Source organism: Rhodobacter capsulatus (assembly GCF_003254295.1).
GTDB lineage: Bacteria > Pseudomonadota > Alphaproteobacteria > Rhodobacterales > Rhodobacteraceae > Rhodobacter > Rhodobacter capsulatus.
Window position 1 is genome coordinate 244,220 of sequence record NZ_QKZO01000002.1, and the last position, 26,085, is coordinate 270,304.

Sequence of the window (26,085 nt, forward strand, 5' to 3'; positions counted from 1 at the left end):
GCCGTGCCCCGCCGGGCGAGGCGGCCGCGCCGGTCAGGCGCCGGTGCGGCGCAACACCACCCCGGCCGTGCGCAGGATCAGCGCAAGATCGCGGCGCAGCGACAGGGTTCGGCCATAGGTCTCGTCGAAATGCACCCGCGCGGCAAAGGTGGTGTCGTGGCGGCTGACGATCTGCCAAAGCCCGGTCACGCCCGGACGCATCCGGTAATAGGCCCGCCCGCCCGCCTGACGGTAAAGCGGCTCTTGCGCGGGCAGGAAGGGACGCGGGCCGACAAGGCTCATGTCGCCCTTCAGCACGTTGAAGATCTGCGGCAATTCATCAAGGCTGAGCTTGCGCAGCCAGGCGCCCGCGCGGGTGATGCGGGGGTCGTGGCGCAGCTTCTGATAGGTCGCCCATTCGGCGGCGATGGCGGGATCGCGGGCGCAGATCTCGGCCAGCACGCCTTCGGCCCCGGGAACCATGGTGCGGAACTTGTAGCAGGCGAAGACCCGCCCGTCCTGCCCGACGCGGGGCTGGCAAAACAGCGCCGGATGGCCGTCGCGCCGCACCCAAAGCCAGATCAGCCCGATCACCGGAAGCAGCACCGGCAGCATCAGCACCGCCAGCACCAGATCGACCAGCCGCTTGCCGAGGCGGGCGTAAAGCGCGCGCAAGGCACCGCGCCGGGGCGCAAGGCTGCGGTCCAGCGCGACAAGGTCTTCGGCCGAGGATCCGATGTCGTAAAAGGCCATCTCTCACTCCCAGAGGTCAGCTCAAAAGGTCTCAGCACCAAAAACGATCGCATGGTGTGATCTTTCGCAGATCACGCGTTAACCCATTGATTACGAGTATGGCGCAAATGAGACGCGACCGGTTCCAAATGGCGGCACTGCGCCCGGGCGGGACCGGATTGTTGCGCGCCCCCCCGACAATGCGGCGGTTGCCGCGGCGCGGTGGAAACCACTTAGCCTGTAGGGCAAACTCTGCTAGGACGGGGCGAATTGCGGGGACGCCGATCTTGCAAGCCCCGCCCGACGGTTTCGATGGAATGCAGATGAACGCTCCCCACTCTCCCGCCGAACGTCCCGCGCCCGAGGACGAGATGATCGATCTGGCGCAGGGGCTGCGCAGCCTGCGCGCGGGCTGGCGGACGATCGCGGCCAGCTTTGGCGTCGCGGTGGCGCTGGGGCTGCTTTATGCGCAATTCCTCGCGACGCCGGTCTATACCGCCAAAGCCACCGTCGTTCTGGAAACCCGCAAGCCGCAGGTGATCGACCTCGAGGGGATGATGGGCGGGCTGACCGGCACGTCGGACGAGCTGAACACCGAGGTCGAGGTGCTGCGCTCGCGCGGGCTGGCCGAGAAGGTGGTGGCGGCGCTGGATCTGGGCGCGGACCCGGAATTCAACGCGACGCTGGGGGCGCCGTCCTTGCGGGCGCGGCTGCGCGGGCTGTTCGGCGCGGCTTCGGCGCCCGATCCGGCGGCGATCCGGGCGGGGGTGGTGGATGCGGTTCTGGCGCATCTTGCGGTGCGCAACCTGCCCGACAGCTATGTCTTTGAAGTCGCCGTGCAATCCGAAGACCCGCAAAAGGCGGCGCGGATCGCCGATGCCTGGACGAAGCGCTACATCGTCAACCAGATCGAGGTGAAATTCGAGGCGACCGAACAGGCGACGGTCTGGCTGGGCAACCGGGTGGCCGCGCTCAAGCGCCAGCTCGAGGCGACCGAGGAAAAGGTGAAATCCTTCAATGTCGGCACGACGCTGATTTCCGAGGACTCGCTGGCGGCGCTGCAGGTGCAGCTCAAGGATCTGCGCGAGCGGATCGCCGACACCACGCAGGCGGCGGCGCGGGCTTCGGCGCGGGTCACGGCGCTGGAAGCGGCGCGGACGCGCGATGAAAAGGTCGCGGCGGCGGGCGAGGTTGCGCTGGAGCGGCTGGCGGCCGGGAACGGCGCCGAATTCGACACGCAATTCGCCCGGCTGCTGGCGCGGGCGCGGCTGGAACGGGCGCGGGCCGAGGATCAGCTCGCCGCGATGCGGCGCACCGAGACGACGCTCTCGCAGCAGATCTCGCGTCAGGGCGATGACATGATCGCGCTGCAGCAACTGACCCGCGAGGCCGAGGCGAACCGCACGCTTTACGAATATTTCCTTGGTCGGCTCAAGGAAACCTCGGCGCAGCAGGGCATCCAGCAGGCCGACAGCCGGGTCCTCTCGGCGGCGGTGGTGCCGAGGTCGCCGACCGCGCCGCGCAAGGGGCTGATCCTGGCGATGTGCGGCGTGCTGGGGCTGATCGCGGGCGTGGCGATCGTGGTTTTGCGCGACCTTTTGCGCAATGGCTACCGCACCGCGCGCGCGCTTGAGGAGGACACGGGGCTGGTCGTGATGGGGCAGATCCCGGTCATTCCCGGCGCGACGCGGGGCGAGGTGCTGGCCTATCTGGCGGCGAAACCCTCCTCGGCGGCGATGGAGGCGGTGCGCAACCTGCGCACCTCGGTGCTGCTGTCGAATGTCGATGCGCCGCCGCAGGTGATCATGCTCACCTCCTCCGTGCCGGGCGAGGGCAAGACGACGAATGCGCTGGCGCTGGCGATGAATTTCGTCGGCATCGGCAAGTCGGTGCTGCTGATCGAGGGCGACATCCGCCGCAACATGCTGGCGGAATATTTCCCGCAGCATGCCGGGCGCAAGGGGCTGGTCTCGCTGCTCTCCGGCGCGGCCGGGGTGGACGAGGTGGTGATCGCCGATCCCGATCTGGGCCTGTCGCTGATCATGGGCGAGCGCAGCCGGGTCAATGCCGCCGATCTGTTCATGTCCGACGCCTGGAAGGCCTTCATCGCGCAGATGCGGCGCCGCTTCGACTATATCCTGATCGACACGCCGCCGGTTCTGGTGGTGCCCGATGCCCGGATCATCGCGCAATCGGCCGATGCGGCGCTGTTTTCGGTGCTCTGGGACGGCACGGCGCGCAGCGAGGTCTTCGAGGCGCTGCAGCTGTTCGAGAGCGTGCACCAGAAGGTCAGCGGCCTGATCCTGAGCCGGATCGACACCGACCGGATGCAGCGCTACGGCCGGGGCGGCAGCTACGGCGCCCGCAGCGGGGCGCATGCGGAGTATTACCGCGACTAGTTAGTTGCGACCCTTGGCCGCGATCGGTGGCCGCGCTCAGCGCTGCGCGGGGTCGATCCGCCGCAGCGAGATCTTGCCGGTCAGCGGCCCGGTCCATTGGCTGGATTGCACGATCTCGCCGGTCTCGGGCACCACCCAGTAGAAGTTGTAAAACCGCGCCAGCGGGCCGCGGCAGGCCTCGGTCACCGTGCGGGTGGTGACCGCGCGGGCGCCGATGCGGAGGGTCTCGGTCTCGCCCGGGGTGATCTGGCAGCGAAAGGCCCGCGTCACCGCATGGTCATTGCCGTCGATCAGCGTCATCAGCCGTGTCGATGTCCCGGCCGAAAGCCGGTGCACCAGCGCCGCGCTTTGCGCCACCTCCGCGGCCATCACATCGGCGCCAAAGCCGCGGCTGCCGACCAGCACGCCGCCCTGAAACATCAGCTGCGCGCCATCGGCGGCGATCATCGTCTCGACGCCGTCGGGCTCCGATACGGTCTGCCGCCGCAGCACCGCAATCGCCTCCGGCCGGGATTCGACCGCCGCCGCAAGGGCCGGGGCGCCCGCGCGCTCGGCCGCGGCAAATTCCGGGTTCGGGTCAGCCGCGCGCGCGCCCAAGGGCAGCGCCCCGGTCAGCAGCGCCCGTGTTCCCGGGTCCGAGGAACAGCCCGCAAGAGCCGCCAGAACCGCAAAAGCCGTCAGAACCCGCCGCCTGTTCATCGCCAGAACTTGCCCCATTGATCGGAGAGCGTCTGGGCATTCGTGCCGCGGACCTCGTCGTAAAGCCGATGCGCGATCGCCACCCGGGCGCCGCCGTCGCGCTGGATCGGCCGGATCGTCTGCGCAAAGCCGCGCCGCGAGGGCTCGCCGGTCAGCCAGTCAAGCGGGATCGTCAGGCTGATGCCCTTGTCAAACGAGCCCTCGCCGAAATCGTCAAAGGAAATGCCGGTCAGGGTGAAGAAGGCCGCGACGCGAAAGCCGTTGTCGAATTCGCGCGCCAGCGTCAGCGTGCCGCCCCAGTCGCCCGCCAGATAGCGCCCCAGATCCAGCTGGCCGCGGTAGCTGTCGCCAAAGTCGTAATAGGCCGAGGCATGGCCGGTGGTGACGTGATAGTCGATCAGCCCCAGCCGCGCGGCGGGATCGCGCTGCGCGACATGGTTCAGCTCGGCGCCAAGGGCGAGGCGGCTGCCCTGCGGATACCACAGGATCTCGCCCGAGACGCCCGCGAACATCTGTTCGAAATAGCCTGCCGAGACCCGGCCATAAAGATCGCCCCCGGGCCGGACCAGGTAATCGGCGCTCAGCTGCACCAGCTGCGGCCCCGAAAGCTTGTCGTAAAGCGGCGCATCGGAACGCACATGGTGTTGAATCGAATTCGAAATCCGGCTCGATTGATCGAGCGTGCCAAAGGCTTTCTGCCGGATCAGCGTTTCGACCGAAAGGCCCGGCGCCAGCCGGTAGCTGGCACTGGCCGCCAGCCCGACATCGGCGCGCAGCGGGCTGTCGGGGTCGAAAAGCGCGGTGCGGAGATAGGGCAGAAGGCTCCAGTCAAGCGCCGGATAGACGCCCGGATCGGGGGCGAGCCGCGCGGGCGCATCGGTGATGTCTGCGCGGGCGAAGCTTTGCCAGCTGCCGTCCCAGGCATGTTCCAGCTGATGCAGGTCGGCGCGGCGAAAGCTGGCCCGCGTCGTCGGCATGCCCTGTGCGGTCAGGGTGATCTCGAAGCGTTCGATCCCGGCGTGCAGGCTGTTGGCCATCGCGCGCACCGCCCGCCCCAGCGCCTGCGGCGCGGCGCGATAGCGGGGATTGGCGAGCACGACCCGGGCGCGGGCGCCGTCCTCGGCATAGCTTTCCAGCCGCAGCCCCTCCCGCGTCAGCGCCGATGCCAGACGGCTGCGGCTGGCGCCTGTGTCCCCGGCGGGCCAGCCCAAAGCGGCGATTTCGGCGCGCGGCAAAAGCGGCGGCACCGCCCTTTCACGCCCGCCCGGCGCCCGCGGCGCGCGCGGATCGAGCTGATAGCTGAAGCCAAGCCCGAGCTGCGCCCCGCCGATCACCGCGGCCGTCAGCGTCAGCGCCTCGCTCGCCTGCCAGCTCAGGCCAAGGTTCACCGGGCTGCGATGCGCAAAGCCCATGCTGGCGACCTCGCGCCGATAGGCGTCGGAGGAATATTCGACCGCGAGCCGCAGCCGGTCGTTCACCTGATAGGAGAGCCCGCCAAACAGCGCCGCCTCGCCGCGGAAGAAACGGTTGAACGAGACGCGGCCGGTTTCCGACAGGCTTGTCAGGCCCGGCCGGGTCTCGAAGCGATCGCCGAGCCCCGCCAGCGGGTTGCGAAACCCGTGATAGGAGCCCAGCCGCCCCCAGCCGATGCCGCCGCTCAGCGCCAGCCGGTTGTCAAGGAACCGCTTCGTCGCGACCAGATATTCCGCGCCGAAAACCCCGGTGCCGCCGAAATCGCGCAAGCCCACCGCAAGCGCCGGAAACCGCGGGCTTTCGGTGCGAAAGACATAGTGCAGATCGAAGCTGCGGTCGTAAAGATCGGCCTCGGGCGTGTCGAAATAACCGCGCAGGATCGAATAGCGAAACACCCCCGACAGCCGCGGCGTGATCTGGAACTGCAGCGTGTTGCGAGTGTGCCCGCCCAGAAAGAGCGAGGTCCAGGCCAGCATGCCATCCGGCGCCGCCGTCGCCTCTGGCATGTCGATCAGCCCGGGGGTGCCGTAGCTTGAAAGCCCCTCGGCGCGGGCGGGCGCGGAAAAGCCGCTCAGCGCCGCCAGTGCAAGGCCGGTCAGCGCAAAGCCGGTCAGCGTCGGGGCAGCCGCGGGAAAGCGCAGGCGGGCCATCGGCTCAGGCGCCGATCCGGGCCAGGCTGGCGCGGATGCCCGCGACGAACCGTTCCTCCGAGAAATCCGCCGCCCGTGCGACGCAGGCCGCGGTGCAGTCGCGCCCCAGCCCCGAGGCCTCGAAGCGCTCGACCGCATCGACCAGCGCCTCGACCGATTGCTCGTGAAAGAACAGCCCGGTTTCCCCCTCGACCACCGTTTCCAGCGCCCCGCCGCGGCCCAGCGCGATCACCGGCCGCCCCGAGGCCATGGCCTCGACCGGGACCATGCCGAAATCCTCCTCGCCCGGGAAGATCAGCGCCTTGCAGCCCGCCATCAGCGCCTTGAGCTCGGCAAAGGGCCGCTTGCCCAGGATCTGCGTCCGCGGTCCGGCCTGCCGCGCCAGCGCCTTCGCCAGCTTGTCGGGACCGCCCAGCATCTTGAAGGGCAGGCCCAGACGGCGAAACGCCTCGACCGCGATATCGGGGCGCTTGTAATGCGTCAGCTCGCCCACCCACAGATAGTAATCGCCGCGCTCCGCCGCGGGGATCGGGGCGAATTCCTGCACCGCCACCGGCGGATGCACGACATCGGCGCCGCGGCGCCAGTATTTCTCGATCCGCCGCGCCACAAAGGCGGAATTGGCGACGAAGCCGTCGACGCGCGCGGCGCTGGTCACGTCCCATTGCCGAAGCGGATGCGCCAGATGCGGCATCATCAGCCGCGTCAGCCCGCCCGCGCCGTTCAGGTAAAGCGTGTATTGGTCCCACAGATAGCGCATCGGCGAATGACAATAGCACAGATGCGGGGCGTTCGGCGGCGCGATCACCCCCTTGGCCGGACCCGATTCCGAGGAGATCACCAGATCGTAGCCGCTCAGATCCAGCTCTTCGAGCGCGCGCGGCATCAGCGGCAGGTATTTCTGGTAAAGCCGCGGCGCAAAGGGCAGCCGCCCGACCCGGGTCTGAAAGATCGCATGGCGGCGCAGCGCGGGCGAGATCCGCTCGGGCACGACGACATGGGTGAAGATGTCGGCCTGCGGAAACATCCGGCACAGCGCTTCGAGCACCTTTTCACCGCCGCGCATCCCCACCAGCCAGTAATGGATCAGCGCCACCCGGCGCCCGTCGGCCGCCCCGGCCGCGAAAGGATCACTGTCTTGCACGGTCATCGGCTGCCCCCAAATCCGCCCGCGGCAGCGGCGCTGCCGGTTGCCCGTTCCGGCGCGACAGGGCTCACCCCGGCCTGTCGGGCCCCGGCCGTTATCGGGGCAAGTCAGGGCCCGGCGCAAGAGGGTTTCCGCGCCCCGCCGCGGCTCAAAGCTCGAGGATCCGGCGGGGATGCGACCGGCCGCGCAGAATGTCGCGCAGCGCCAGCCAGTTGCCCGCCGCCCGGGCACGGCGGTCGATCCAGGGCTCGGGCCGGGCCATTTTCAGGTGATTGGCCAGAAGGTTGCGCAAAGCCAGCCGGGCGGCAAAGCGCCCCCGCATCGAGCCCTTGCGCCACAGATACCAGGGATTGGCGATCTGGCTGTAGCCCAGCCGCCGCCCCGCCGTCTCGCGACCCGATTTCGTGCCGCGATGCACGCCGGCAAAGGCGTCTGTCCTGATCCGCCCCCCGGGCAGGCGGGCGGCGAAATCGCTGTCCTCCTGCCAGGCGTAAAGCGGCAGGGTCTCGTCGAACCGCGCCGGGCCGATCGCCGCCATCCGGTAGGCCATGTTGCAGCCGTAAAGGCTTTGAAGCCCCGCGCGCAGGATCTGCGGCGCGGCGCGCGGCGCGGCCTCGTAATCCGCGATCTTCGCGCGGGCCTGCGCATCGTCCAGCCCGGGGCCCAGGATGCCGTCGGCCAGCACAAGGCCGGTCATGCCGTTCACCTCGGGCCAGCGGGCAAAGGCGGCGACGATGCCTTCCAGCGCATCTTTGGCGGGGACGAAATCATCGTCGAAAAACACCACCAGATCGCAATCGCCGCTGATCCGGTCCAGGCCCGCATTGCGCTGCAGGCACAGGCCCTTGCGGGTCAGCACCGTCTCGGCGCGGGTTTCGGGGCCGAACAGCGGCGCCGGATCGAAGCCGATGTCGCTCTCCTGATGGCCGATCAGCAACAGCCGGTCGGGGGCGCGGCTTTGACGCTGCAGATGCGGCATCAGCTCGCGCAGGATGTCCGGCCGTCCGACCGAACAGATCACCACCGCGATACGGGTTTTCGGCTCTGCTGTCATGTCCTGCCCCGGGTCTGCCTGTCCGGGTGATGGCGGGCGCGGGGCGCGATGTCAACAAAGCGACGCCCCGGGCGACACGAAGCGGTTGCCGCGCCGGGGCAAAGCCGTCACAGTCGCCCCGCGCCGCAGGCGCGAGAGCGAAGGAAAGACCTCGCCGCAAGCGCGAGGGCGAAAGGAAAATCGGTGCCGAAGATCGTCATCCTCAACGATGCCAGCCTTGCGCGCGGCGGGGCCACCGGGTTGGCGCTTCTGCAGGCGCGGCTGCTGCGGGCGCGCGGGCTGGCCGTGGTCTTTGCCAGCGCCGATCGCGGCGCGGGGGCCGCGGCGCTGCGCGACATCGGCGTCGAGGTGCATCTGGCGGGCGCGCAGCCGCTGACCGAGGCGCCCGCCCATGTCGCGGCGACGCGCGGGCTTTACAACCCGGCGGTCGCGCGGATGCTGGCGCGGGTGATCGCCGCCCATGACGGGCCCGACACCGTCTATCATGTCCATTCCTGGTCGAAGACGCTGACGCCCGCGGTCTTTGCCGCGCTGCGGCCGGTGGCGCCGCGCGTCTTCATTCACGCGCATGATTTCTTTCTGGCCTGCCCGAATGGCGGCTTCATGGATTATCAGGCGATGCGGCCCTGCGATCGGCGCGGGCTCTCTGCCGCCTGCCTGACGACACAATGCGACAAGCGCAGCTTCGCGCAAAAGCTCTGGCGCAGCACCCGGCAAGCGATCTTGCACCGCAGCCTGCCGCGCCGGGCGCCCTGGGGCGGCATCGTGCTGATCCATCCGGCGATGGCGCCGCGCTTCGTGGCGCAGGGCTATCCGGCCGAACGGCTGCGGGTGCTGCGCAACCCGGCCGAGGCGCTGTCGCCCCGCCGCATCCCGGCCGAGACGAACCGCGGCTTTCTGTTCATCGGCCGGGTCGAGGCGGAAAAGGGCATCGAGGAGCTGATCGCCGCGGCGCAGGCGGCCGGGGTGGCGCTGACGGTGGTGGGCGAGGGGCCGCTGCGCGGGCCATTGTCGCGCGCGCATCCGCAGCTGCGCTTCACCGGCTGGCTTGACCGTGCCGCGATCCTGGCCGAGGCGCAACAGGCCCGCGCCGTCGTCATGCCCTCGCGCTACCCCGAGCCCTTCGGTCTGGTCGCGGCCGAGGCGGTGCTGTCTGGCCTGCCGGTGATCCTGTCCGAACCCGCGCTTCTGGCCCCCGAGATCGCGGCGCGGGGGCTGGGCTGGGTCTGCGACACCCGCGACCCGGCGGCCTTTGCCGCGCTGTTGCGCCTTGTGGCCGATCTGCCGCCCGCGGCGCTGCGGCAGGTCTCGGACGCGGGCTTTGGCGCCAGCGCCGGTCTGTGCCTGACGCCAGACAGCTGGTGCGACGGGCTTCTGGATCTTTACGCGGGCGTCACGGGGCTTTCGGACCCGGACCCGCGCTGAGCGCCGCCAGCAGCCGGTCAAGATCCGCCCCGGCCTCGGCGATCACCGCGGGGTGGCGCGAAAAATCCCCGCCCTTGGCGGCCAGCTGTCCGACCCGCTCCGCCGCCGCCTCCGGGGCCAGCCTGGCGGCATCGGCGAGCCAGCCCTCCTGCCCGACCGAGGCGAGGAAGGCGTCGAGCTTGTCATCCCATTTCAGCGCCAGAACCGGCACGCGGCTCGCATAGGCGGCGATGACCGCATGCATCCGAAAGGCGATCAGCGCGGCGCAGGGCGCGATCACCGCGGCGAGGTCTGCCGGAGTTTCGGGCTGCATGATCTCGGCGCCGAGCGCGCGCAGATCGGGGGCAAGCAGGGCCAGGGTCTCGCGGTCCTCGGGGGCGCCATTGGTAAAGACGCGCAGCCGCGCGCCGTCACGGCACAGCCTGCGGGCAAGGGCGCGATACCAGCGCAGCAGATCGGCGGCGCCAAGCGTGGTCTGCGCATGATAGCGCAGCGCCAGATGCGACATCACGCAAAGCCCGATCGGTGCTGCGGCATCCGGCGCGCGCGGCGGCAGGGCCCAGGTCAGCGCGGTGAGCAGCCCGGGGTCGCGCACCTGCCTGGCGCGCTGCCCGGTCGCCTCGGCAAAGCGGGCATCCCAGCGCGCGCAGGAGGGCGCATCGCGCAGGAAGACCGCCCGCAGATCGACGCCCGCAAGGGCGCGGCGCAGGCGACGGTGGCCCTCGGCGCTCCAGTCGGCGGCCATGCCGCAGGCGTGAAACGCCACCGGCAGCCCGCGGTCCCGCGCCGCGGTCAGCGCCAGCGCAAGCTTGGTCGGAAAATTCAGATCGTGATCGGACAGAAGATTGCCGCCGCCGATCACCATGGCCGTGGCCCCGGCCAGTTCGCGCGCATAATGCGGCGCCCATCTGCGCGCCGAGGCAAGGGCGAGCGGCGCCCGCACCGCCTGCGCGCGCAGCCCGGGCGGCATCGCCTCCAGCAGCCGCAGCACCCGGCCGCGCCCGGCCAGTCCCTGCCCGTAGCCCGTCCGCGCCGCCAGATCGATCGAGCCCGCCGCGGCGCCCCGCGCCCGCAGCCCGGCCTCGAGGCAGTCCGACAGCAGCCCGTCGCCCAGATTGGGGCTGAACTTCACGTTCATCAGGCGGATCAGGGGGGCGGGCGGCATCGGGGGCTCCGGTTTCGGCGGTCCGGCCAGCTAGACCGGAATGCGGCACGATGGCAAGCGAAGCGCGGCGAAAGGTCTTGAAACGCGGGCCCCTGCCGGGTCAGATTGGGCCTCGGGGGCAGGGGAATGCCGATGGAGGATCTGCAGGTAGCGCTGAGCGACCCGGCGCAGGACACCGGGGTTCTGGTGATTGGCGGCGGCATCGGCGGGCTGGCCGCGGCCGATGCGCTGGCGCGGGCGGGGCACCGGGTGGTGCTGCTGGAAGCCGGGGACCGGCTGGGCGGGATGCATCATTCGGTCGAGATCGGCCCCTACAGCTTCGATCTGGGCGCGATCTTTTACGAGGAGACGGCGGCGCTTTTCGACCTTGCGCCGGGGCTGCGCGATCTGTGCCCGCAGGTGCAGCGGGTGCAGTGCCGGATCGATCCCGAAGGCGCACTGTGCCATTACCCGATCGAGCTGCGCGATCTGCGCCGCTGGCCGCGGGCGCGGCTGGCGGTGGCGGTGGCGGCGATGCTGGCGGCGCGGCTGTTGCTGCGGCGCGACGGCACGCTGGAGCGGGCCTGCGTGAACCGGCTCGGGCCGGTGTTTTACCGCGGCACCGGGCTGCGCGATTACGTGGCGCGGTTCAACGTCAGCCCGCCCGAGGCGATCGACGAGGAATTCTTTGTCGACCGGATGCGCTTCGTGCATCGGCAGACCGATTTCGCCGCGATGGCGCGGGCGGGCTGGAACGGGCTGCGCCACGGCGCCTTCCGGGTGACACCGCGGGACCCGCTGCGGGTGCGCCCGCGCGCGGGCTATGGCGAGCTTTTCGAGCGCATTCGCGCCCGGCTTGAAGCCGCGGGAGTGCGCGTCGTGCTGCAGGCGCCGGTGACACGGATCGAGCGCGAGGCGCCGGGGCGGATGGTCGTCACCAGCCCGGCGGGGCGGTTTCGCGCTGCCACCGTGGTCGGGGCGGCGCCCCTTGACACGCTGCACCGCGCGGTCTTCGGCACGGAAAGCGGCTTTGAAAGCCTGTCGCTGCTGACGCTTTTCGTCTCGGCGGGCCGGTTTGCGCCCGGCGCGGGCAATCTTCTGTTCAATTTCCACGCCGAGGGGCGCTGGAAACGCGCCACCTTTTATTCGCGCCTTTATCCCGATCCGGCGATCGCGCGCGAGTATTTCTCGGTCGAGGCGACGCTTCTGCCCGGCGAGGCGCTGACCGCCGAGGCGGTCTTTGCCGCGTTTCGGGCGCAGTGCCTGCGGCTGGGTCTGGCCGAGGATCTGCGGCTGGAAGGCGCGGTGACGACGCCGCAGGCCTATCCGCTTTACCGCCCGGGCCAGCTGGCCCGGCGCGCGGCGGTACTGGAGCGGCTGGTGCAGGCGGGGGTGCTGCCGGTCGGGCGGCAGGGGCGGTTCGAATATCTGCCCACCGCCAGCGGCGTCGTGCGCCGGGTACAGGAAGAGCTGACCCGCGCGGGGCTTTCCCACGCGGGTCGCGACGGTCAGCCGTGACGGGGCTCAGACATAGGTGAAGGTGGCGTCGCTGACGCGGCCCGCCGCATCTTCGAGCAGCGCGATGACATGGCCGTCGATCGACACCGCGACATCGTTGCCGTTCACCGTCTCGTAGCTGGCCTGGCCCGCGAAGCCCTTGAGCTGGATCGTCTCGCCAAAGGAGAAATCGGTGATGACATCGGTCGCATCGGCGGTGCGCGCGACAAAGACGAAGGTGTCACACCCCGCGCCGCCGCTCAGCGTGTCGGCGCCGAAATCGCCCGAAAGCGTGTCCGATCCGCTGCCGCCAGAAAGCCGGTCGGCGTCCTTGCCGCCGTAGATCTCGTCATTGCCCGCGCCGCCGTCGATGCGGTCGGCGCCCGCGCCGCCCAGAAGCAGGTCATTGCCGGAGCCGCCCAGAAGGGTGTCGTTGCCGTCATTGCCGGCAAGGGAATCGGCGCCGCCAAGGCCAAGAACGAAATCGTTGTCCGCCCCCGCGCTCAGCCGGTTGTCGGAATTGTCGAGCACGTTCAGCTTGAGCGCCTTGAACAGATCAAGAAGGTTGACTTGAAAAAACGGAAAGCCACGCATCTGGGGTCCTTTCGGGTCTGGGTCGCGCAGAGGATCCTCCGGCCCCGGCAGGACCGGCCCCGGCGCCCCGCGCGAAGGGGGAAGACGACCCGCATCCTGCCGTGATGGTTATGAAAGAATTAAGGCCGAAATGGTTAATAATTGCGGCCGGGCGTCGAGCCGCCCGATCAGCCGGAAAAGGCGGACAGGCTGACCACCCGCAGCCGCCAGCCCAGCAGCAGCGTGCCCGCGCCCAGCGCCGCCGCCGCCGCAAGGCCAAGGCCAAGCCCGACAAGCCCGGCGCCGAAACCCGCCTGCAGCTCTGGCCAGACCAGCGCCAGCGCCAGCCCGTAGCCCAGCACCAGCCCGACCGCGCGCAAAAACGCCCGCAGCGCGGCGCCGATCGCGATGCCCTCGCGGCGCAGCAGCCACAGCGCGGCGGCGGTGCCCAGAAGGCTTGTCCCGGCCTGGCTCCAGGCCAGGGCGCCAAGGCCGAAGGGCGCCGCCAGCGCCACCGCCAGCACCGTGGCAAGGGCGAAGACGAGGTTGAACATCATGCCAAGCCGGGTCTTGTGCTGCGCCGCCAGCGCCGGTTCGAGCAGCAGCCCGCCCAGCCCGAAGACTGCCCGCATCGCCATCGCATAGGTCACCCCGATCCCGGCCGCATAGGCGGGGTTGAAGACCTCGGTCATCAGGGTGGGGGCAAAGACGATCACCGTCGCCGCGACGCCGCCGGTCAGCACCGTGACCGTGCCCGCAAAGCGCGCGATCAGCCCCGAGAGGTCGCGATCCTGCCGCGCGGCGGCGCCAAGCTGGGTCAGCGCGAAGCTGGACATCGGCTGTTGCACCACCTCGACCGCGCCGCCCGCGATGCGGTTGCCAAAGCGGTAAAGCCCGGCCTCGGCGGTGGTGAACATCAGCCCCAGCAGCAGATCGCCCGCGTAAAGCTGCAAAAAGCTCAGCAGCCGCGACCCGTAAAGCCCGCCCGAATAGCGCAGCGCCTGCCGCGCCAGCGCCGGATCGAAGCCGCGCCCGGGCCGGATCGGCGTCAGCAGGGTGTAAAGCAGCTGCGCCGAGAGCACGCGCAGGAAGCGGAACGCCACCAGCGCCAGCAGCGATTGCCACCACCAGAGCAGCAAAACGCCCCCCACCAGCGCGATGGCATTTTGCAGGAACATGATCAGGAAATGCCGGTTCACCTGCTGGCGGCGCAACAGCACCGCCGAATACCAGGCGCCCAGCCCCGCGACCGGCTGCACCAGCGCCAGAAGCTGCAGCACCCGGTTCAGTTCGGGCGCATGCAGCGCCGCGGCGATCTGCGGCGCCGCCAGCGCCAGCAACGCCGAGGCGGCGACCGAAAGCCCCGCCAGCAGCCAGAAACTGGTGGCCTCGACGGCGCGGTCGTCCTCTTTCGCGGTGACGATGAAATGGTAAAAGCCGGTGTAGCTGAGGGTCTGGATCAGGGTGATGAAAACGATCGCCAGCGCATAGACGCCATAGTCGGCCGGGGTCAGGAACCGCGCCGCCAGCAGGGTGATGACCAGGGTCGAGAGCTGCTGCGTCGCCCGCGCGACAAAGGCGAAGACCGCAAGCGCGCCGCGACGGCCGCGACCGGGCCGGATCCCGGGGCCCGGGACCGCAGCCGCGGGACCGGGGGGCAAATCGCTGGTCATGGGCTGCCACTGTCCCCTATACTGTCCGGGTGCCGTGAAGGCGCCAGACCGCCTTCGAGAGCAAGGCATATCGGAAATCACCCCGGCGTCAACGCCCCCAGCTCGGACCCGCTCTGGCTTCATGCAATTCGTCTCCAGCACGCTTTTTGGTCTGGCCTTGGTGATCTGGGCGCTTTGGCGCGGCCCGTCGGGGGCGGTGGTGGCACTGTTCGCGGCGATCCCCTTTGGCATGATGGCGGCGATCAACCTGCCCGCGCTGGGCAACACCTCGCTTCTGGCCAGCGATCTGGTGGTGGTGACGCTGGCGGGCATGGTGCTGGTGCGGCGCGGGATCGCCCGCGATCTCGCCCGTCTGCTGGCGCCGCGCGGGGCGGGGATCGTGCTGGCGCTGTTCCTGGCCTATGCGGTCTTCGCGACGCTGTTCTATCCGCGCCTGTTTGCGGGGGCGACGCAGGTTTTCAGCCTCGCCCGGGCGGGCAATGAGGCGGGGATCGTCAGCCAACCGCTGGCGCCGGGCGGCGGGAACCTGTCGCAGCTGTTGCGGATGCTCCTGAGCACGCTGCTGTTTTTCGCCGTCGCGCTGGTCACCGCGCGCCGCCCCGAGCCGCAGATCGTGCTGCGCGCGATGACGGCGGTGACGCTTTGCCATGCCGGTCTGGGCCTTCTGGACATCGCCACCCAGGCGACCGGGACAAGCTTTGTCCTGCAGCCTTTGCGCACGGCCAATTACGCGCTGATGCTGGGCAACGAGATGGCCGGGCTGAACCGGCTGATCGGCGGGTTTTCCGAGGCCTCGTCCTATGGCTACGTGCTGATCGGGCTGATCGGCTTCTGGCTGGGCCATGTCTATCACGACCGGTCGGGGCGGCGCTGGCCGGTGGCGCTGCTGGCGCTTCTGGGGCTCTTGTGGCTGCGCTCGACCTCGTCTTCGGCCTATGTCGGCGGGCTCTTGCTGCTGATCGTCTTCGCGCTGCCGCGGCTTTTCGAGCTGACCCGGCGGCGCCGGGTCGGGGTGCCGCGGCGGGCGGCGCTGGTGGTCTTTGGCGGGCTTGCGGCGCTGGTTCTGGTGCTGCTCGTGCTGGGGGCGCTGTATCAGACCCTTCCGGCGGTGGCGCAATTCCTTGACCGGGCGCTGCTCGACAAGCTGTCGACGCAATCGGCCGAGGAGCGCGGCAGCTGGGATGCGCAGGCCTATCGCAACTTTCTTGACACCTGGATGCTGGGGGCGGGGCTTGGCTCGGTGCGGGCGTCGAGCTGGATCGCGGCGACGCTGGGCACGACCGGGCTGATCGGGCTTGGGCTGCTTTTGCTCTTCCTGTGGCGGTTGTTCCGGTTGCGGTTCGACCGGGCGGATGCGGCGCGCTGGCAGCTGGCCGCGGCGCTGAAACTGGGGATGGCGGGCTGCCTGTGCCGGGCGCTTGTCGTCAAGTCGAGCCCCAATCTCGATTACATCTTTCTGGGCATGGCCGGTCTTCTGGTCGGGCTGTGGCTTGGCGGCCGCCGCCCGGCCGCGCCCCGGCGCCGCCCGCAACCGGGAGCGAAGATCCGATGACGACAGCCGAGCCCTGGCGCGAGGGGCTGAAACGCGGGCTGGGGCAGGGCGTGCGGCTGCTTTGGCCGCAGCAATGCCGCTTTGACCGTGCCGTCTTTCTTCTGGCGCATATGCGCTGCGGCTCGACGGCGCTGTCGAACATCCTGTGTTCGCGCCCCGACATCAGCGGTTACGGCGAGGCGCATGTCCGCTATGACGGCCCCGGCGCGCTGGGGCGGCTGGTGGTCAATCAGGCCCGGCGCGGCAGCTGGCGGTCCGGGGCGGCGCATCTGTTCGACAAGATCCTGCACGACCGCCATGACGCGCAAGCCCCGCCCGGGTTCTTTGCCGCGCGGGCGATCTTTCTGGCGCGACGGCCGGGGCCCAGCATCCGCTCGATCCGCGATCTTTTCCAGGGCATTGGCCGGGAGGAAGAATATCCCGACGATGCGGCGGCGGCGCGCTATTACATCACCCGGCTTGATGCGCTGGCGCGGCTTTGGGCGCAGTTCCCGCCCGATCGTCGCGTCGGTCTGACCTTTGGCGCGCTGATCCGCGACCCCGAGGCGGAGCTTTCGCGGATTTCCACCGCGCTGCGGATCGTTCCGGCGCTGGAAAACCGCTATGTCAGCCCCGCGGCCTCGCGCCGGGGCGGGGGCGGTGATCCGACGCAAAGCGGCCGCTTCACCCGGATCGAGCCGCGCCGCGACGACCCGGCCCGCGATGCCGCCGTGCCGCTCGACATCCCGGAAGCGCTGCGCGATCAGGCCGAGGCGGCCTATCTGCGCTTCGAGGCGATGATCCGCGCCGGTTGAACCGGGCGCTACAGGAACCGCCCGCCGCCCGCGTCGCGCCAGGCCCGCAGCGCCGGTTCCAGCCGGTCGCGGGTCGGTAGCCCGGCGGCCTCGGCCCAGAGCGGCAGGATGTTGGTCGAGATCATCAGCTTCTCGATCCGCTCGGGATGGATGCCCAGACCGGTGGCCGAGATCGGCCGCAAGGCCGCCGCCGCCGTCTTTAGCACCCCGGCGGGCAGCATCACCGTGCGCGCCTTCGGAAAGGCGACGCGGCGGAAGGTCTCGACGATCTCCTCGATCGTGTAGCGGTTCGCATAGGCGCCGTTGAGCAGCACGCTGCGCTCGCGCCGATCCGCCGCCGCCAGCATCCAGTCCAGCAGATCGGCGACATGGATGCAGGATTTGATCGTGTCCCTGCGGCCCGGATAGACGAAAAACCCCTTTTCCAGCATCCGCGCCAGCCGGGTGAAATTGCCGCCCTCGCCCAGACCGAAGACGACGGCGGGGCGAACGATCACCAGACGGCGGTCCGGGGCGGCCTCGAGCCAGTCGCGGTGCAGATCTTCGGCGATGCGCTTCGAGCGGCCGTAATCCGACACCGGCGCGGGGGCGGTGCTTTCGTCCTTGGCGGCCTCGTCGGGGCCATAGACGGAAATCGAGCTGGTGAAGACGATCTGCCCGCAGCCCTGCCGGGCGGCAAAGCGCGCCACCTCGCGGGCGCCGCGGACATTGGCGTCGTAATATTCCCAGGGCGCGTGACCGGGCGTCGTATGCACCGCCGCCAGGTTGAAGATCCGCGCCACCGGCCCCGAAAGCGTCAGCCCGGAAAGGTCGCGCACGTCGCCGATCCGGTACTCCACCCCGGCGACCGGCCGCGCGGGCGGGCGCAGATCGAGGCTGAGGATCCGTGCCGCGCCCGCGGCGCGCAGGCGCCCCAGAAGATGCGTGCCGATGAAGCCCGAGCCGCCGAAGACGACCTGGGTTGCGCCATTGGGGTCGAAATCTCTCATGCTCTCATCCCTTCGCGCCCTGACCGCGGGCATAGGCGTCGTCATAGCGGATGATGTCATCCTCGCCCAGATAGGCGCCGGTCTGCACCTCGATCAGCACCATCGGCATCTTGCCGGGGTTTTCCATCCGGTGCACCGCGCCCAAGGGCACATAGACGGACTGGTTTTCCGTCACCAGCGTCACCCGGTCATCGACGGTCACCCGCGCCGTGCCCTGCACGACGATCCAGTGTTCCGACCTGTGGTGGTGGCTTTGCAGGCTCAGGCTGGCGCCCGGATGCACGACGATGCGCTTGACCTGAAAGCGGTCGGCCAGCGCCAGCGTCTCGAACCAGCCCCAGGGCCGGTGATCCTTGGGAAACTGCTCCGCCTGCTTGGCCTTGCGCGTCCTGAGCGCCTCGACCGCCTTTTTCACCTCCTGCGCCCGGGACATGTCGGCGACCAGAACCGCATCGTTCATCGCCACCGCGATCACATTCGTCAGCCCGATGCCGACCAGTTCGACCCCCTCGCTTTCCGAGCGCAGCAGGCTGTCGTGACATTCGATCGCCGTCGCCCCCTGCGAGGTCGCCACCCCCGCCGCATCGCGCGGTTGCGCCGCCCAGACCGCATCCCAGCCGCCAAGGTCCGACCAGTCGCCGTCAAAGGGCACGGCGCAAAGGTTCGTCGCCCGTTCCATCACCGCATAGTCGATCGAGATGTCGGGGGCCTGCGCCCAGGCCTTGGGATCAAGGCGCAGGAACCCCAGATCGGCGCGCGCCGCGGCCAGCGCGGCCTCGACCGGGGCCACAACCTCGGGCGCATGGGTTTGAAAGGCGGCAAGCATGTCGGCGGCGCGAAACAGGAAAATCCCGGCGTTCCACAGATAGGTGCCCGCCGCCAGCATGGCCTCGGCGCGGGCCAGGTCGGGCTTTTCGACAAAGCGGGCCAGCGGCACCGGCGCCCCCCCGGGGAGGGGTTGCGCGGTCAGTTCCAGATAGCCATAGCCGGTTTCGGGGCGCGCGGGCGGGATGCCGAAGGTGACGATCTGCCCCGCCGCCACCGCGGGCAGGCCGCGGGTGACGGCATGGCGAAAGGCCACCGCATCGGGGATCGCATGATCCGAGGGCGCGACGAGCAGCACCGCCTCGGGGTCGGTTTCCAGCACATGCAGCGCGGCGGCCAGCACGGCGGGGGCGGTGTTGCGGCCCTCGGGCTCGATCAGGATCGCGCCCGGATCGATGCCCGCCTCGGCCAGCTGTTCGGTGACGATGAAGCGGAAATCGCTGTTCGTCAGCACCACGGGGGGCGCGAAGCCCGGGCCGTGCAGCCGCCGCGCCGAGGCCTGAAACAGCGTTTCCGGGCCCAGAAGCGGCACGAATTGCTTCGGATAGGACTTGCGCGAGAGCGGCCACAGACGGGTTCCGGAGCCGCCACAGAGAATCGTCGGATAGATCATCGGCGGCCCCCTCGGGATGGTGAAAGTCGTGACGGTGCAAGTCTGGACAGTGCAAGGCAAGCACGAAGGCGGCGCGGCCGCAATTCCCTATTTCCGGCCCAGCGCCGCGGCCACCGCTTCCATCGCGTCGCGCAGCAAGTCCTGTGCCGCGGTGGCGGTGGCGGCCTCGGTGTAAAGTCGGAATTCGGGCGCATTGCCCGAGGGGCGCAGATGCAGCACCCGCCCGTCCTGCAGCCCGATCCGCAGCCCGTCGGTGCGGTCAAGCGCGGTCTCGGTGCCGAAGCGGGCCAGAAAGGCGGCGCGGGCGGCGTCATCTTGCGACAGCCGCGCCAGAAAGGCGGCGCTGGCCTCCGTCGGCGTGTCGGTCAGCCGGTCCGAGGCGGTCACCCGCGCGGGCAGGGCGGCGACCAGCGCGGCCAGGCCTTGCCCCGCGCGCCGGGCGGCGACGAGCGGGGCGAGCAGCGGCAGCACCGCATCGCGGGTGCGCAGGGCGGGCAGCGGACCGGCCGGACCCGCCGCGTCAAAGCCGAGCAGAAAGCCGCCATTCGCCTCGAATCCCACGACTTTCGCGGCGGGATCTTGCGCCCGCGCCGCCGCCATCGCGGCGATGACAAAAGGCGAGCCGATCTTCGTGCGGGGGATGGCGTCGAAATCGGGAAGCTGTTCCAGCAGCGAATTCGACGAAACCGGGGTGCAGATCACCCGCGCGCCCAGCGCCCGCGCCGTCAGCACGCCCAGCAGATCGCCCGCGATCACCTGCCCGGTGCCGTCGGTCAGCATCGGCCGGTCGGCATCGCCATCGGTCGAGAGCACCGCCGCCAGATCGTGGGCGCGGCACCAGGCGGCCAGCTGCGCCCGGGTCGCGGGATCGACCGCCTCGGTATCGACGGGGATGAAGCTGTCTGAGCGCGCCAGCCGCACCACCGTCGCACCAAGCGCGTGCAGGATATCGTGCAGCAGATCGCGCGCCACCGAGGAATGTTCGTAAAGCCCGAGCCGCAGCCCCGAAAGCGCCGTGGCACCAAAGGCGGTGACGTAACGGGCGACATAGGCCTCGGCCGCCGCGGGGGCGGGGGTCAGCCGCCCCTCGGGCTGCGGCGGGGCCGTCTGGCCCAGGGCGGCCATGATCGTCGCCTCCTCCGCCTTGGTGATCTCGCCGCTGGGGGTGTGGAATTTCAGCCCGTTGCGATCGGCCGGGATGTGGCTGCCGGTGACCATCACCGCCGCCGCGCCGGACGCCATCGCCGCCATCGCCAGCGCGGGGGTGGGCAGGGCGCCGCAATCGCTGACCGCAAGCCCCGCCGCGCGCGCCGCCGCGATCACATCCGCCGCGATGCGGCCCGAGGAGGGGCGCAGATCCCGGCCGACGAACAGGCCGGTGCCGGTCGGGCAGGCGGCGAGGAAGGCCGCGACATGGGCGCCGATCAGCCCGGGCGTCAGATCGACGACACGTCCGCGCAGGCCGCTGGTTCCGAATTTGGGGGGCATCGCTGTCCTCTCGGGTTTTGCCCCGTTCTAAGGGCCGGGCGCGGCGCTGTCGAGCAAGCCGGTTCCGGGCGGGTTGCATGGCCTTTTTGGAGAACTTTAGCCATTCGTCCCGGGCCGTCCGGCACAAGCTAAGGCTTTGTTAAACCCCCGAGGCTCTACTGGCCGCGGGCGCTTGCGAGGCGTCCGGGGGGGCGTGCCTTGGCATGCCAGGACTTGGGGTGATCAAATGACTGAATTGTTCGCACGCCTTAGGGCGGGGCGGAGCCTTGCGCTTGTTCTTGTGACCATGGTCGGGGCGGGTCTGACCGGCCTGACGCCGTTTGCGCCGGGCTCTGCTGCGGCACAAAGCCTGCCTGCGGGCGAAGGCCAGCCCGCGCCGGTGATCGTGCGCAACGATCTGGGCGGCGATGTCGGCGCCTTTGCCAACCGCATCCGCGCCATGGCCGCGGCGGGCCAGACCGTCGAGATCCGCGGCGCCTGCTATTCCGCCTGCACGATGTATCTGGGCCTGCCCGGCAGCTGCATCAACCGCAACAGCCAGTTCGGCTTTCATCGCCCCAGCTATTTCGGCACCGCGCTGGCGCCCGAGGAGTTCGATTTCTGGTCCCGGGTGATCGCGGCGCATTATCCGCCCGCCCTGCGCGACTGGTATCTGCGCGAGGGCCGCTACAGCGCGGGCCTGCGGACGATCTCGGGGGCGCAGCTCATCGATCTTGGCGTGACGGAATGTCACCGCGCCTGAGCGCGGTCCTGAAGCTTGCCGCGCTCAGGCGCGGCAGGGCCGGACCGGGCGCCGCCAGAGAACCGGCGTTCCGGTCCGCAAGTCGGGCAGGCGATGGGGCAGGTGAGGGGAGAGGCGATTCGGCCGCGCGGCGGTCTTGCCCCGGTCAGAGCGCCGCGAAACCGGCGCGGATTTGTGCAGGCCGGAACGGTTAACCATTTCGGCGTCGAACTTTGTTCAATCCTGTCAGGGGGGCGTGCCGATCCCGGCGAATTTGCGGCATCGCAGCAAGCTCGGGGCGAAAGCCTCTAGGACAGAGCTGAAATCTACCTTAAGATGAATGAAGTGTTAACGGTGCACCCTGTGCGCATTCCTTGAAATACAGTTCTCAACTTCGGGTAGGTAGTGATGATCCACTCGGCCGCGTTTTCCTTTTCGCTGATCGCCAGTCTTTCCGTAGCCCTGACGATCATCCTGACGCAGCGATTTCATGGGCATCTGACCCATGACAGTCACAGCGGCGTGCAGAAGTTGCACCATATCCCGACCCCGCGGGTCGGCGGGCTGGCCCTGTGCGCCGGGATGGTTGCGGGCGGGGTGCTGTTGCCCGAAGACACGCGGGGCGTGTGGTGGGTGATGTCGCTTTCGGCGCTGCCCGCCTTTGTCTTCGGCCTGATCGAGGATGTGACGAAGCGGGTGGGGGTGAAAACCCGGCTGCTGGCGACGATCTGCTCGGGCCTGATCTTTTGCGTCGCCTCGGGCTATCATCTGACGCAGGTCGGCCTGCCCGGTCTGGATCTGCTTTTTGCCTTCGCCGCTTTCGCGATCCCGTTCACCGCTTTCGCGATGGGGGGGATCGCCAATGCGATCAACCTGATCGACGGGGTGAACGGTCTGGCCTCGGGCACGTCGATCATCATCCTCGCGGGCTTCGGGGTGGTCGCGGCCGGGGTCGGGGATCAGCAGCTTCTGGGGATCTGCCTGGTGCTGGCGGGGGCGCTTGGCGGCTTTTTCCTGATGAACTTCCCGATGGGGCGGATCTTTCTGGGCGATGCCGGGGCCTATGCGACGGGGTTCATGCTGGCGGCGCTGGCAGTGGCACTGCCCGCGCGCAACCCGGAGGTCTCGCCGCTGATCGGGCTGCTGGCGCTGTCCTATCCGGTGACCGAGACGATGGTCTCGATCCACCGCCGTCTGGTGCGTGCGGGGACCAATCCCGGTCAGCCGGACCGGCTGCATCTGCACAGCCTGATCTACCGCTCGCGGGCGCGTCGGCTGGCCGGACTTCTGGGCGCGCCGCAGTTGCGCAACGCGCTGTCGGGTCTGGTGGTGATGGGGCTGCCCTTCGTCTCCACCGTGATGATGGTGCTGTTTTGGGACAGCACGGCGCTGATCCTTGCGGCGATCGCACTGGTGAGTGCGGTCTATCTGGTGATCTACCGCAAGGTGGCGCTTCTGGGCGGGATCACCCCCGCGCTGCGCGGCAGGGTGATGTCCGAGGCCTGAGCGGGCCTCCGGCCCCGCGCCCGGAGCATCGCCAAGCGCCGAGATCCGTTTGCGCAAGCGCCGACCCGGGGCTTGCGCAAGGTCTTTTCGGTTCAGGGCCTGATCGCGGAGGGGCGTGGTGGGTGATGAGAGACTCGAACTCCCGACATCCTCGGTGTAAACGAGGCGCTCTACCAACTGAGCTAATCACCCTTCGCGGTGCTCTTACCCTGCTGCGGGCTGCAACCGCAAGGGGCATCTGGGCGGGCGTGTCGGCGGGCATCTTTGGCCGGATCAGCCGCCGATCTTCGCCAGATCGTAGGGCGTGTCCTGATAGATCGCATTCACCCAATTGCCGTAAAGCAGATGCGCGTGGCTGCGCCAGCGGTTCATCGGCAGCTGCGACGGGTCGTCGTCGGGGTAGTAATGCGCGGGCACGTTGATCTGCTTGCCCGCCGCCACGTCGCGGTCGTATTCGTCCTTCAGCGTTGTGCTGTCATATTCGAAATGGTTGAACACATAAAGCGCGCGGTGGCAGGCATCCTCGACCAGACAGGGGCCGGTGTCGTCGCCCGCGATCAGCGTGCGCAGCCCCGCCCGGTCCAGTTCGTCCTGCTTCATCTCGGTCCAGCGGCTCACCGGCACCAGCACGTCATCGGAAAAGCCGCGCAGATAAGGCGAGGTCGGCGCCAGATTGCGGTGGCGGAAACAGCCGAAGGCCTTGGCGTCGAGCATGTGCTTGGCAACATTGTGGAAGTGATAGGCCATCGCCATCCCCCCCCAGCACACGCCGAAGGTCGAAAACACATGGCTCTGCGTCCAGTCGAAGACGCGCTGCAGCTCGTCCCAATAGGTCACCTCCTCAAAGGCCAGATGCTCGATCGGGGCGCCGGTCACGATCAGCCCGTCGAATTTCTCGCCCGAGGCCGCGATCTCGGCGAAGGGGCGGTAGAATTCGGCCATATGTTCGGCGGCGGTGTTCTTCGTCTGATGCTCGGTCATCCGGATCAGCTGGAAGTCGATCTGGATCGGCGTCGCGCCGATCAGCCGGGCGAACTGGTTCTCGGTCTGGATCTTCTTCGGCATCAGATTGAGAAGCCCGATGCGCAGCGGCCGGATTTCCTGCCGCGCGGCGCGTTCGGGCGTCATCACCATCACGCCTTCCTGCGACAGGATGTCGAAGGCGGGCAGCGTGGCAGGCAGGGTGATGGGCATTGTCGTTCCGATACTTGGCCGATATTTGGCAGAGATGTGCAGAGGCCTCAGGCGGGCAGCGCCGAAGCTATGAGCGATGTAAGGTCTTTCTCGTCGCGCACAAGGGCGACATCTGACGCGGCGATCTTGACCCCCCAGTTCCGCGCCATCGCCGCATAGCGCGGCTGACGGTGATCCAGCGCCTGATGATAGGTCCAGCGGATGAAATCGTCCGGGTTCACCTCGTCTTCGCGCAGGCCGCGCTCGACGCGGTATTGCAGCCATTTCTTTTCCAGAAAGGCGGGCTGGTAATACATCGGCTTCGGCGCGCGGTCGAAGCGGCGGACCAGCTCCTCGGTATGTTCCGCGCTGCCCTCGATCCAGACCATCAAGAGGTGATCAGAGAGTTCGCGCAGGATCTTGTCGTCCGGGTCCTCGGGGTCGACCACCTCGCAGATCGAGCCGCCGCAGTCGCAGACGAAATGCGGCAGGCCATAGATCGCCTGCGAGCGGTCGATGAAATAGGTCGTGTCCATCAGCGCGGCCTGTTCGGCGCCGCGATGCTGGTTTTGCCGGATCATGTAATCCTCGAACGTCAGCCCGCCCTTGGCCTCGGAGCCGGGCTTGCCCAGATAGGTCGAAAGCGGCGCCAGATTGTCGAAGGTGATGTTCGAGGCGATATAGACCGAGTCGGAGAGCAGCAGCTCCGCCAGGAACGGGTTCTTCATCGCCTCGCGCTTGAAGTTGTCGGCGATATATTCGCCCATGTAGCGCGTGCCGATGCGGTAATCGACCGAATAATGGAACCAGCCCGTGGGCGCGGCGCGCAGCATGTTGGCCAGATAGGTCTTGCCCAGACCGGACATGCCGAAGAACAGCACCCGTTTGCGGCTGGCCGTCCGCCATTCGGCGCGGTTTGCGTAGATCATGCGAGCCCCCTCGTTTGGCCCGGGTTTAGCGCGCGTCGCGGGCGTCGTCACGCGGTTTTGGCCGCGAATTGATGAGCCAAAGTCCCGCAGCCAGCACGGCAAAGCCCGAAATCGCATGCGGGCCGAGTCGCTCGTGATAGACAAGCGCGCCTGCGACGATGGCGACAGGCGGAATGAGCAGCGTGACAAGCGAGAGGTTGCCCGCCCCCGCGATGGCCAGGATGCGGTAATAGATCAGATAGGCCAGCGCCGAACAGCCAAGGGCCAGCCAGATCAGCCCGGCCCAGACCTCGGCGCGGTAATCGAAGCTGGGCAGGCCCTCGAAGATCAGCATCGCCGGGGCCAGCCAGACGACCGCGCCGGTCAGCATGCCCGCGGCGGCGACCTCGGGGGCAAGGCCGGTGATCGCCTGTCGCGCATAGGCGCCCGCAAACCCATAGCTGAGCGAGGCGCCGATGATCGCCCATTGCGCCGCCGAGGTGAGGGTGAAGCCGCCCAGCGCGGCAGGGCCGATGGCGAGGATGACGCCCGCAAAGCCGATCAGCACGCCCGCAAGGCGGCGCCGCGTCAGCGGCTCGTCGGGAAAGACCGCGGCGGCAACTAGGACGCCGAAAAGCGCGGTCGAGGCGTTGAGGATCGCGGCCAGTCCGCTGTCGATATGCTGCTGGCCCCAGACGATCAGCGCGAAGGGAATGGCATTGTTCAGCGCCCCCATGATCAGGAAGCGGATCAGGAACCGTGGATCGGCGGGCAGGGGCAGGCGGCGCAGCGCGACCCAGAGCCACAAAAGAACGGCGCCGCCGGTGACGCGAAAGGTGACGGTGGTCAGAAAGCCGGTGCCGGTCAGCGCGGCGCGGTTCGACAGGAAGGAGGTGCCCCAGATCAGGGCAAGGGCCGCCAGAAGCGCCCAGGCAAGCGGGGGGATGCGGGTCGTGGTCATGATGGCCGCACGTTAGCCGGGGCAGGGCGGGCAGGCCACCCGGAACTTGTGCCAAGGACAATTGAAAAGCCCGCCGAAGCGGGCCTTTCGTGAATTTCGGAACTGCCGGA

General features: G+C 69.0%; 21 protein-coding genes and 1 tRNA gene. 7 read left to right on the forward strand and 15 right to left on the reverse strand.

Features of this window, described 5'->3' with window-relative positions; translation table 11 throughout:
• Positions 1 to 33: 33 nt before the first annotated feature.
• A complete protein-coding gene (locus LY44_RS03555; RefSeq protein WP_065118312.1) occupies positions 34 to 732 on the reverse strand; it encodes a sugar transferase in 699 nt (232 codons plus the stop codon).
• Between the two features lie 302 nt (positions 733 to 1,034).
• Between LY44_RS03555 and LY44_RS03560 the strand changes: the two genes are divergently transcribed.
• On the forward strand, positions 1,035 to 3,110 hold the full coding sequence (locus LY44_RS03560) for a GumC family protein (protein WP_055208952.1): 2,076 nt from the start codon (positions 1,035 to 1,037) through the stop codon (positions 3,108 to 3,110).
• A gap of 36 nt (positions 3,111 to 3,146) precedes the next feature.
• On the opposite strand, the gene LY44_RS03565 is transcribed toward LY44_RS03560, so the two are convergent.
• The 4 genes from LY44_RS03565 to LY44_RS03580 form a co-directional block, all read right to left on the reverse strand.
• Positions 3,147 to 3,809, reverse strand: a complete 663-nt coding sequence (locus tag LY44_RS03565) for a YjbF family lipoprotein (RefSeq protein ID WP_160320008.1) — start codon at positions 3,807 to 3,809, stop codon at positions 3,147 to 3,149.
• Positions 3,806 to 5,932, reverse strand: a complete 2,127-nt coding sequence (locus LY44_RS03570; protein ID WP_055208546.1) for a YjbH domain-containing protein — start codon at positions 5,930 to 5,932, stop codon at positions 3,806 to 3,808. The genes LY44_RS03565 and LY44_RS03570 overlap by 4 nt, the downstream gene beginning before the upstream one ends.
• A gap of 4 nt (positions 5,933 to 5,936) precedes the next feature.
• Positions 5,937 to 7,082 carry a glycosyltransferase gene (locus tag LY44_RS03575; protein ID WP_055208544.1) on the reverse strand — a complete coding sequence of 382 codons (1,146 nt, stop codon included), beginning with the start codon at positions 7,080 to 7,082 and terminating at the stop codon, positions 5,937 to 5,939.
• 145 nt (positions 7,083 to 7,227) lie between these two features.
• A complete protein-coding gene (locus tag LY44_RS03580) occupies positions 7,228 to 8,133 on the reverse strand; it encodes a glycosyltransferase family 2 protein (protein ID WP_055208542.1) in 906 nt (301 codons plus the stop codon).
• Between the two features lie 183 nt (positions 8,134 to 8,316).
• Here LY44_RS03580 and LY44_RS03585 point away from each other — a divergent pair, with 183 nt between their 5' ends.
• Positions 8,317 to 9,558, forward strand: coding sequence for a glycosyltransferase (locus LY44_RS03585; protein WP_055208540.1), 1,242 nt, complete (start codon positions 8,317 to 8,319; stop codon positions 9,556 to 9,558).
• Here the strand turns inward: LY44_RS03585 and LY44_RS03590 are convergent.
• Positions 9,527 to 10,723 carry a polysaccharide pyruvyl transferase family protein gene (locus LY44_RS03590; protein ID WP_055208538.1) on the reverse strand — a complete coding sequence of 399 codons (1,197 nt, stop codon included), beginning with the start codon at positions 10,721 to 10,723 and terminating at the stop codon, positions 9,527 to 9,529. The two genes, LY44_RS03585 and LY44_RS03590, sit on opposite strands and share 32 nt — an antisense overlap.
• 132 nt (positions 10,724 to 10,855) lie before the next feature.
• Between LY44_RS03590 and LY44_RS03595 the strand changes: the two genes are divergently transcribed.
• Positions 10,856 to 12,220, forward strand: coding sequence for an FAD-dependent oxidoreductase (locus tag LY44_RS03595; RefSeq protein WP_160320007.1), 1,365 nt, complete (start codon positions 10,856 to 10,858; stop codon positions 12,218 to 12,220).
• Positions 12,221 to 12,226: 6 nt separating this feature from the next.
• Here LY44_RS03595 and LY44_RS03600 read toward each other — a convergent pair whose 3' ends face one another.
• On the reverse strand, positions 12,227 to 12,793 hold the full coding sequence (locus LY44_RS03600) for a calcium-binding protein (RefSeq protein WP_055208535.1): 567 nt from the start codon (positions 12,791 to 12,793) through the stop codon (positions 12,227 to 12,229).
• A gap of 167 nt (positions 12,794 to 12,960) precedes the next feature.
• Complete coding sequence (locus LY44_RS03605) at positions 12,961 to 14,445, reverse strand: oligosaccharide flippase family protein (RefSeq protein ID WP_081024324.1); 1,485 nt, start codon at positions 14,443 to 14,445, stop codon at positions 12,961 to 12,963.
• Between the two features lie 121 nt (positions 14,446 to 14,566).
• Here LY44_RS03605 and LY44_RS03610 point away from each other — a divergent pair, with 121 nt between their 5' ends.
• A complete protein-coding gene (locus LY44_RS03610) occupies positions 14,567 to 15,997 on the forward strand; it encodes a hypothetical protein (RefSeq protein ID WP_055208533.1) in 1,431 nt (476 codons plus the stop codon).
• Complete coding sequence (locus LY44_RS03615; protein ID WP_055208950.1) at positions 15,994 to 16,791, forward strand: sulfotransferase family protein; 798 nt, start codon at positions 15,994 to 15,996, stop codon at positions 16,789 to 16,791. Before LY44_RS03610 ends, LY44_RS03615 begins: the two co-directional genes overlap by 4 nt.
• An 8-nt stretch (positions 16,792 to 16,799) precedes the next feature.
• On the opposite strand, the gene LY44_RS03620 is transcribed toward LY44_RS03615, so the two are convergent.
• The 3 genes from LY44_RS03620 to LY44_RS03630 all read right to left on the reverse strand — a co-directional run bounded on the left by LY44_RS03620 (position 16,800) and on the right by LY44_RS03630 (position 20,706).
• On the reverse strand, positions 16,800 to 17,780 hold the full coding sequence (locus LY44_RS03620) for an NAD-dependent epimerase/dehydratase family protein (RefSeq protein ID WP_055208531.1): 981 nt from the start codon (positions 17,778 to 17,780) through the stop codon (positions 16,800 to 16,802).
• Between the two features lie 4 nt (positions 17,781 to 17,784).
• Positions 17,785 to 19,218, reverse strand: a complete 1,434-nt coding sequence (locus LY44_RS03625; RefSeq protein WP_055208529.1) for a mannose-1-phosphate guanylyltransferase/mannose-6-phosphate isomerase — start codon at positions 19,216 to 19,218, stop codon at positions 17,785 to 17,787.
• Positions 19,219 to 19,305: 87 nt separating this feature from the next.
• Complete coding sequence (locus LY44_RS03630; protein ID WP_055208527.1) at positions 19,306 to 20,706, reverse strand: phosphohexomutase domain-containing protein; 1,401 nt, start codon at positions 20,704 to 20,706, stop codon at positions 19,306 to 19,308.
• Between the two features lie 226 nt (positions 20,707 to 20,932).
• Here LY44_RS03630 and LY44_RS03635 point away from each other — a divergent pair, with 226 nt between their 5' ends.
• Together LY44_RS03635 and LY44_RS03640 are read left to right on the forward strand one after the other, a co-directional pair.
• Positions 20,933 to 21,448: a hypothetical protein gene (locus LY44_RS03635; protein WP_065118310.1), complete on the forward strand. Its 516-nt coding sequence runs from the start codon at positions 20,933 to 20,935 to the stop codon at positions 21,446 to 21,448.
• A gap of 387 nt (positions 21,449 to 21,835) precedes the next feature.
• Positions 21,836 to 22,933: an MraY family glycosyltransferase gene (locus LY44_RS03640; RefSeq protein WP_055208523.1), complete on the forward strand. Its 1,098-nt coding sequence runs from the start codon at positions 21,836 to 21,838 to the stop codon at positions 22,931 to 22,933.
• A 116-nt stretch (positions 22,934 to 23,049) separates the two neighbouring features.
• Here the strand turns inward: LY44_RS03640 and LY44_RS03645 are convergent.
• The 4 genes from LY44_RS03645 to LY44_RS03660 form a co-directional block, all read right to left on the reverse strand.
• Positions 23,050 to 23,125 (reverse strand) — tRNA-Val (locus tag LY44_RS03645).
• Between the two features lie 81 nt (positions 23,126 to 23,206).
• Positions 23,207 to 24,127: a homoserine O-succinyltransferase gene (locus LY44_RS03650; RefSeq protein WP_055208521.1), complete on the reverse strand. Its 921-nt coding sequence runs from the start codon at positions 24,125 to 24,127 to the stop codon at positions 23,207 to 23,209.
• Positions 24,128 to 24,174: 47 nt separating this feature from the next.
• Entirely contained in the window at positions 24,175 to 25,035 is an 861-nt protein-coding gene (locus LY44_RS03655; protein ID WP_055208520.1) for a hypothetical protein, read from the reverse strand.
• A 25-nt stretch (positions 25,036 to 25,060) separates the two neighbouring features.
• A complete protein-coding gene (locus tag LY44_RS03660) occupies positions 25,061 to 25,975 on the reverse strand; it encodes a DMT family transporter (RefSeq protein ID WP_055208518.1) in 915 nt (304 codons plus the stop codon).
• Positions 25,976 to 26,085: the final 110 nt, after the last annotated feature.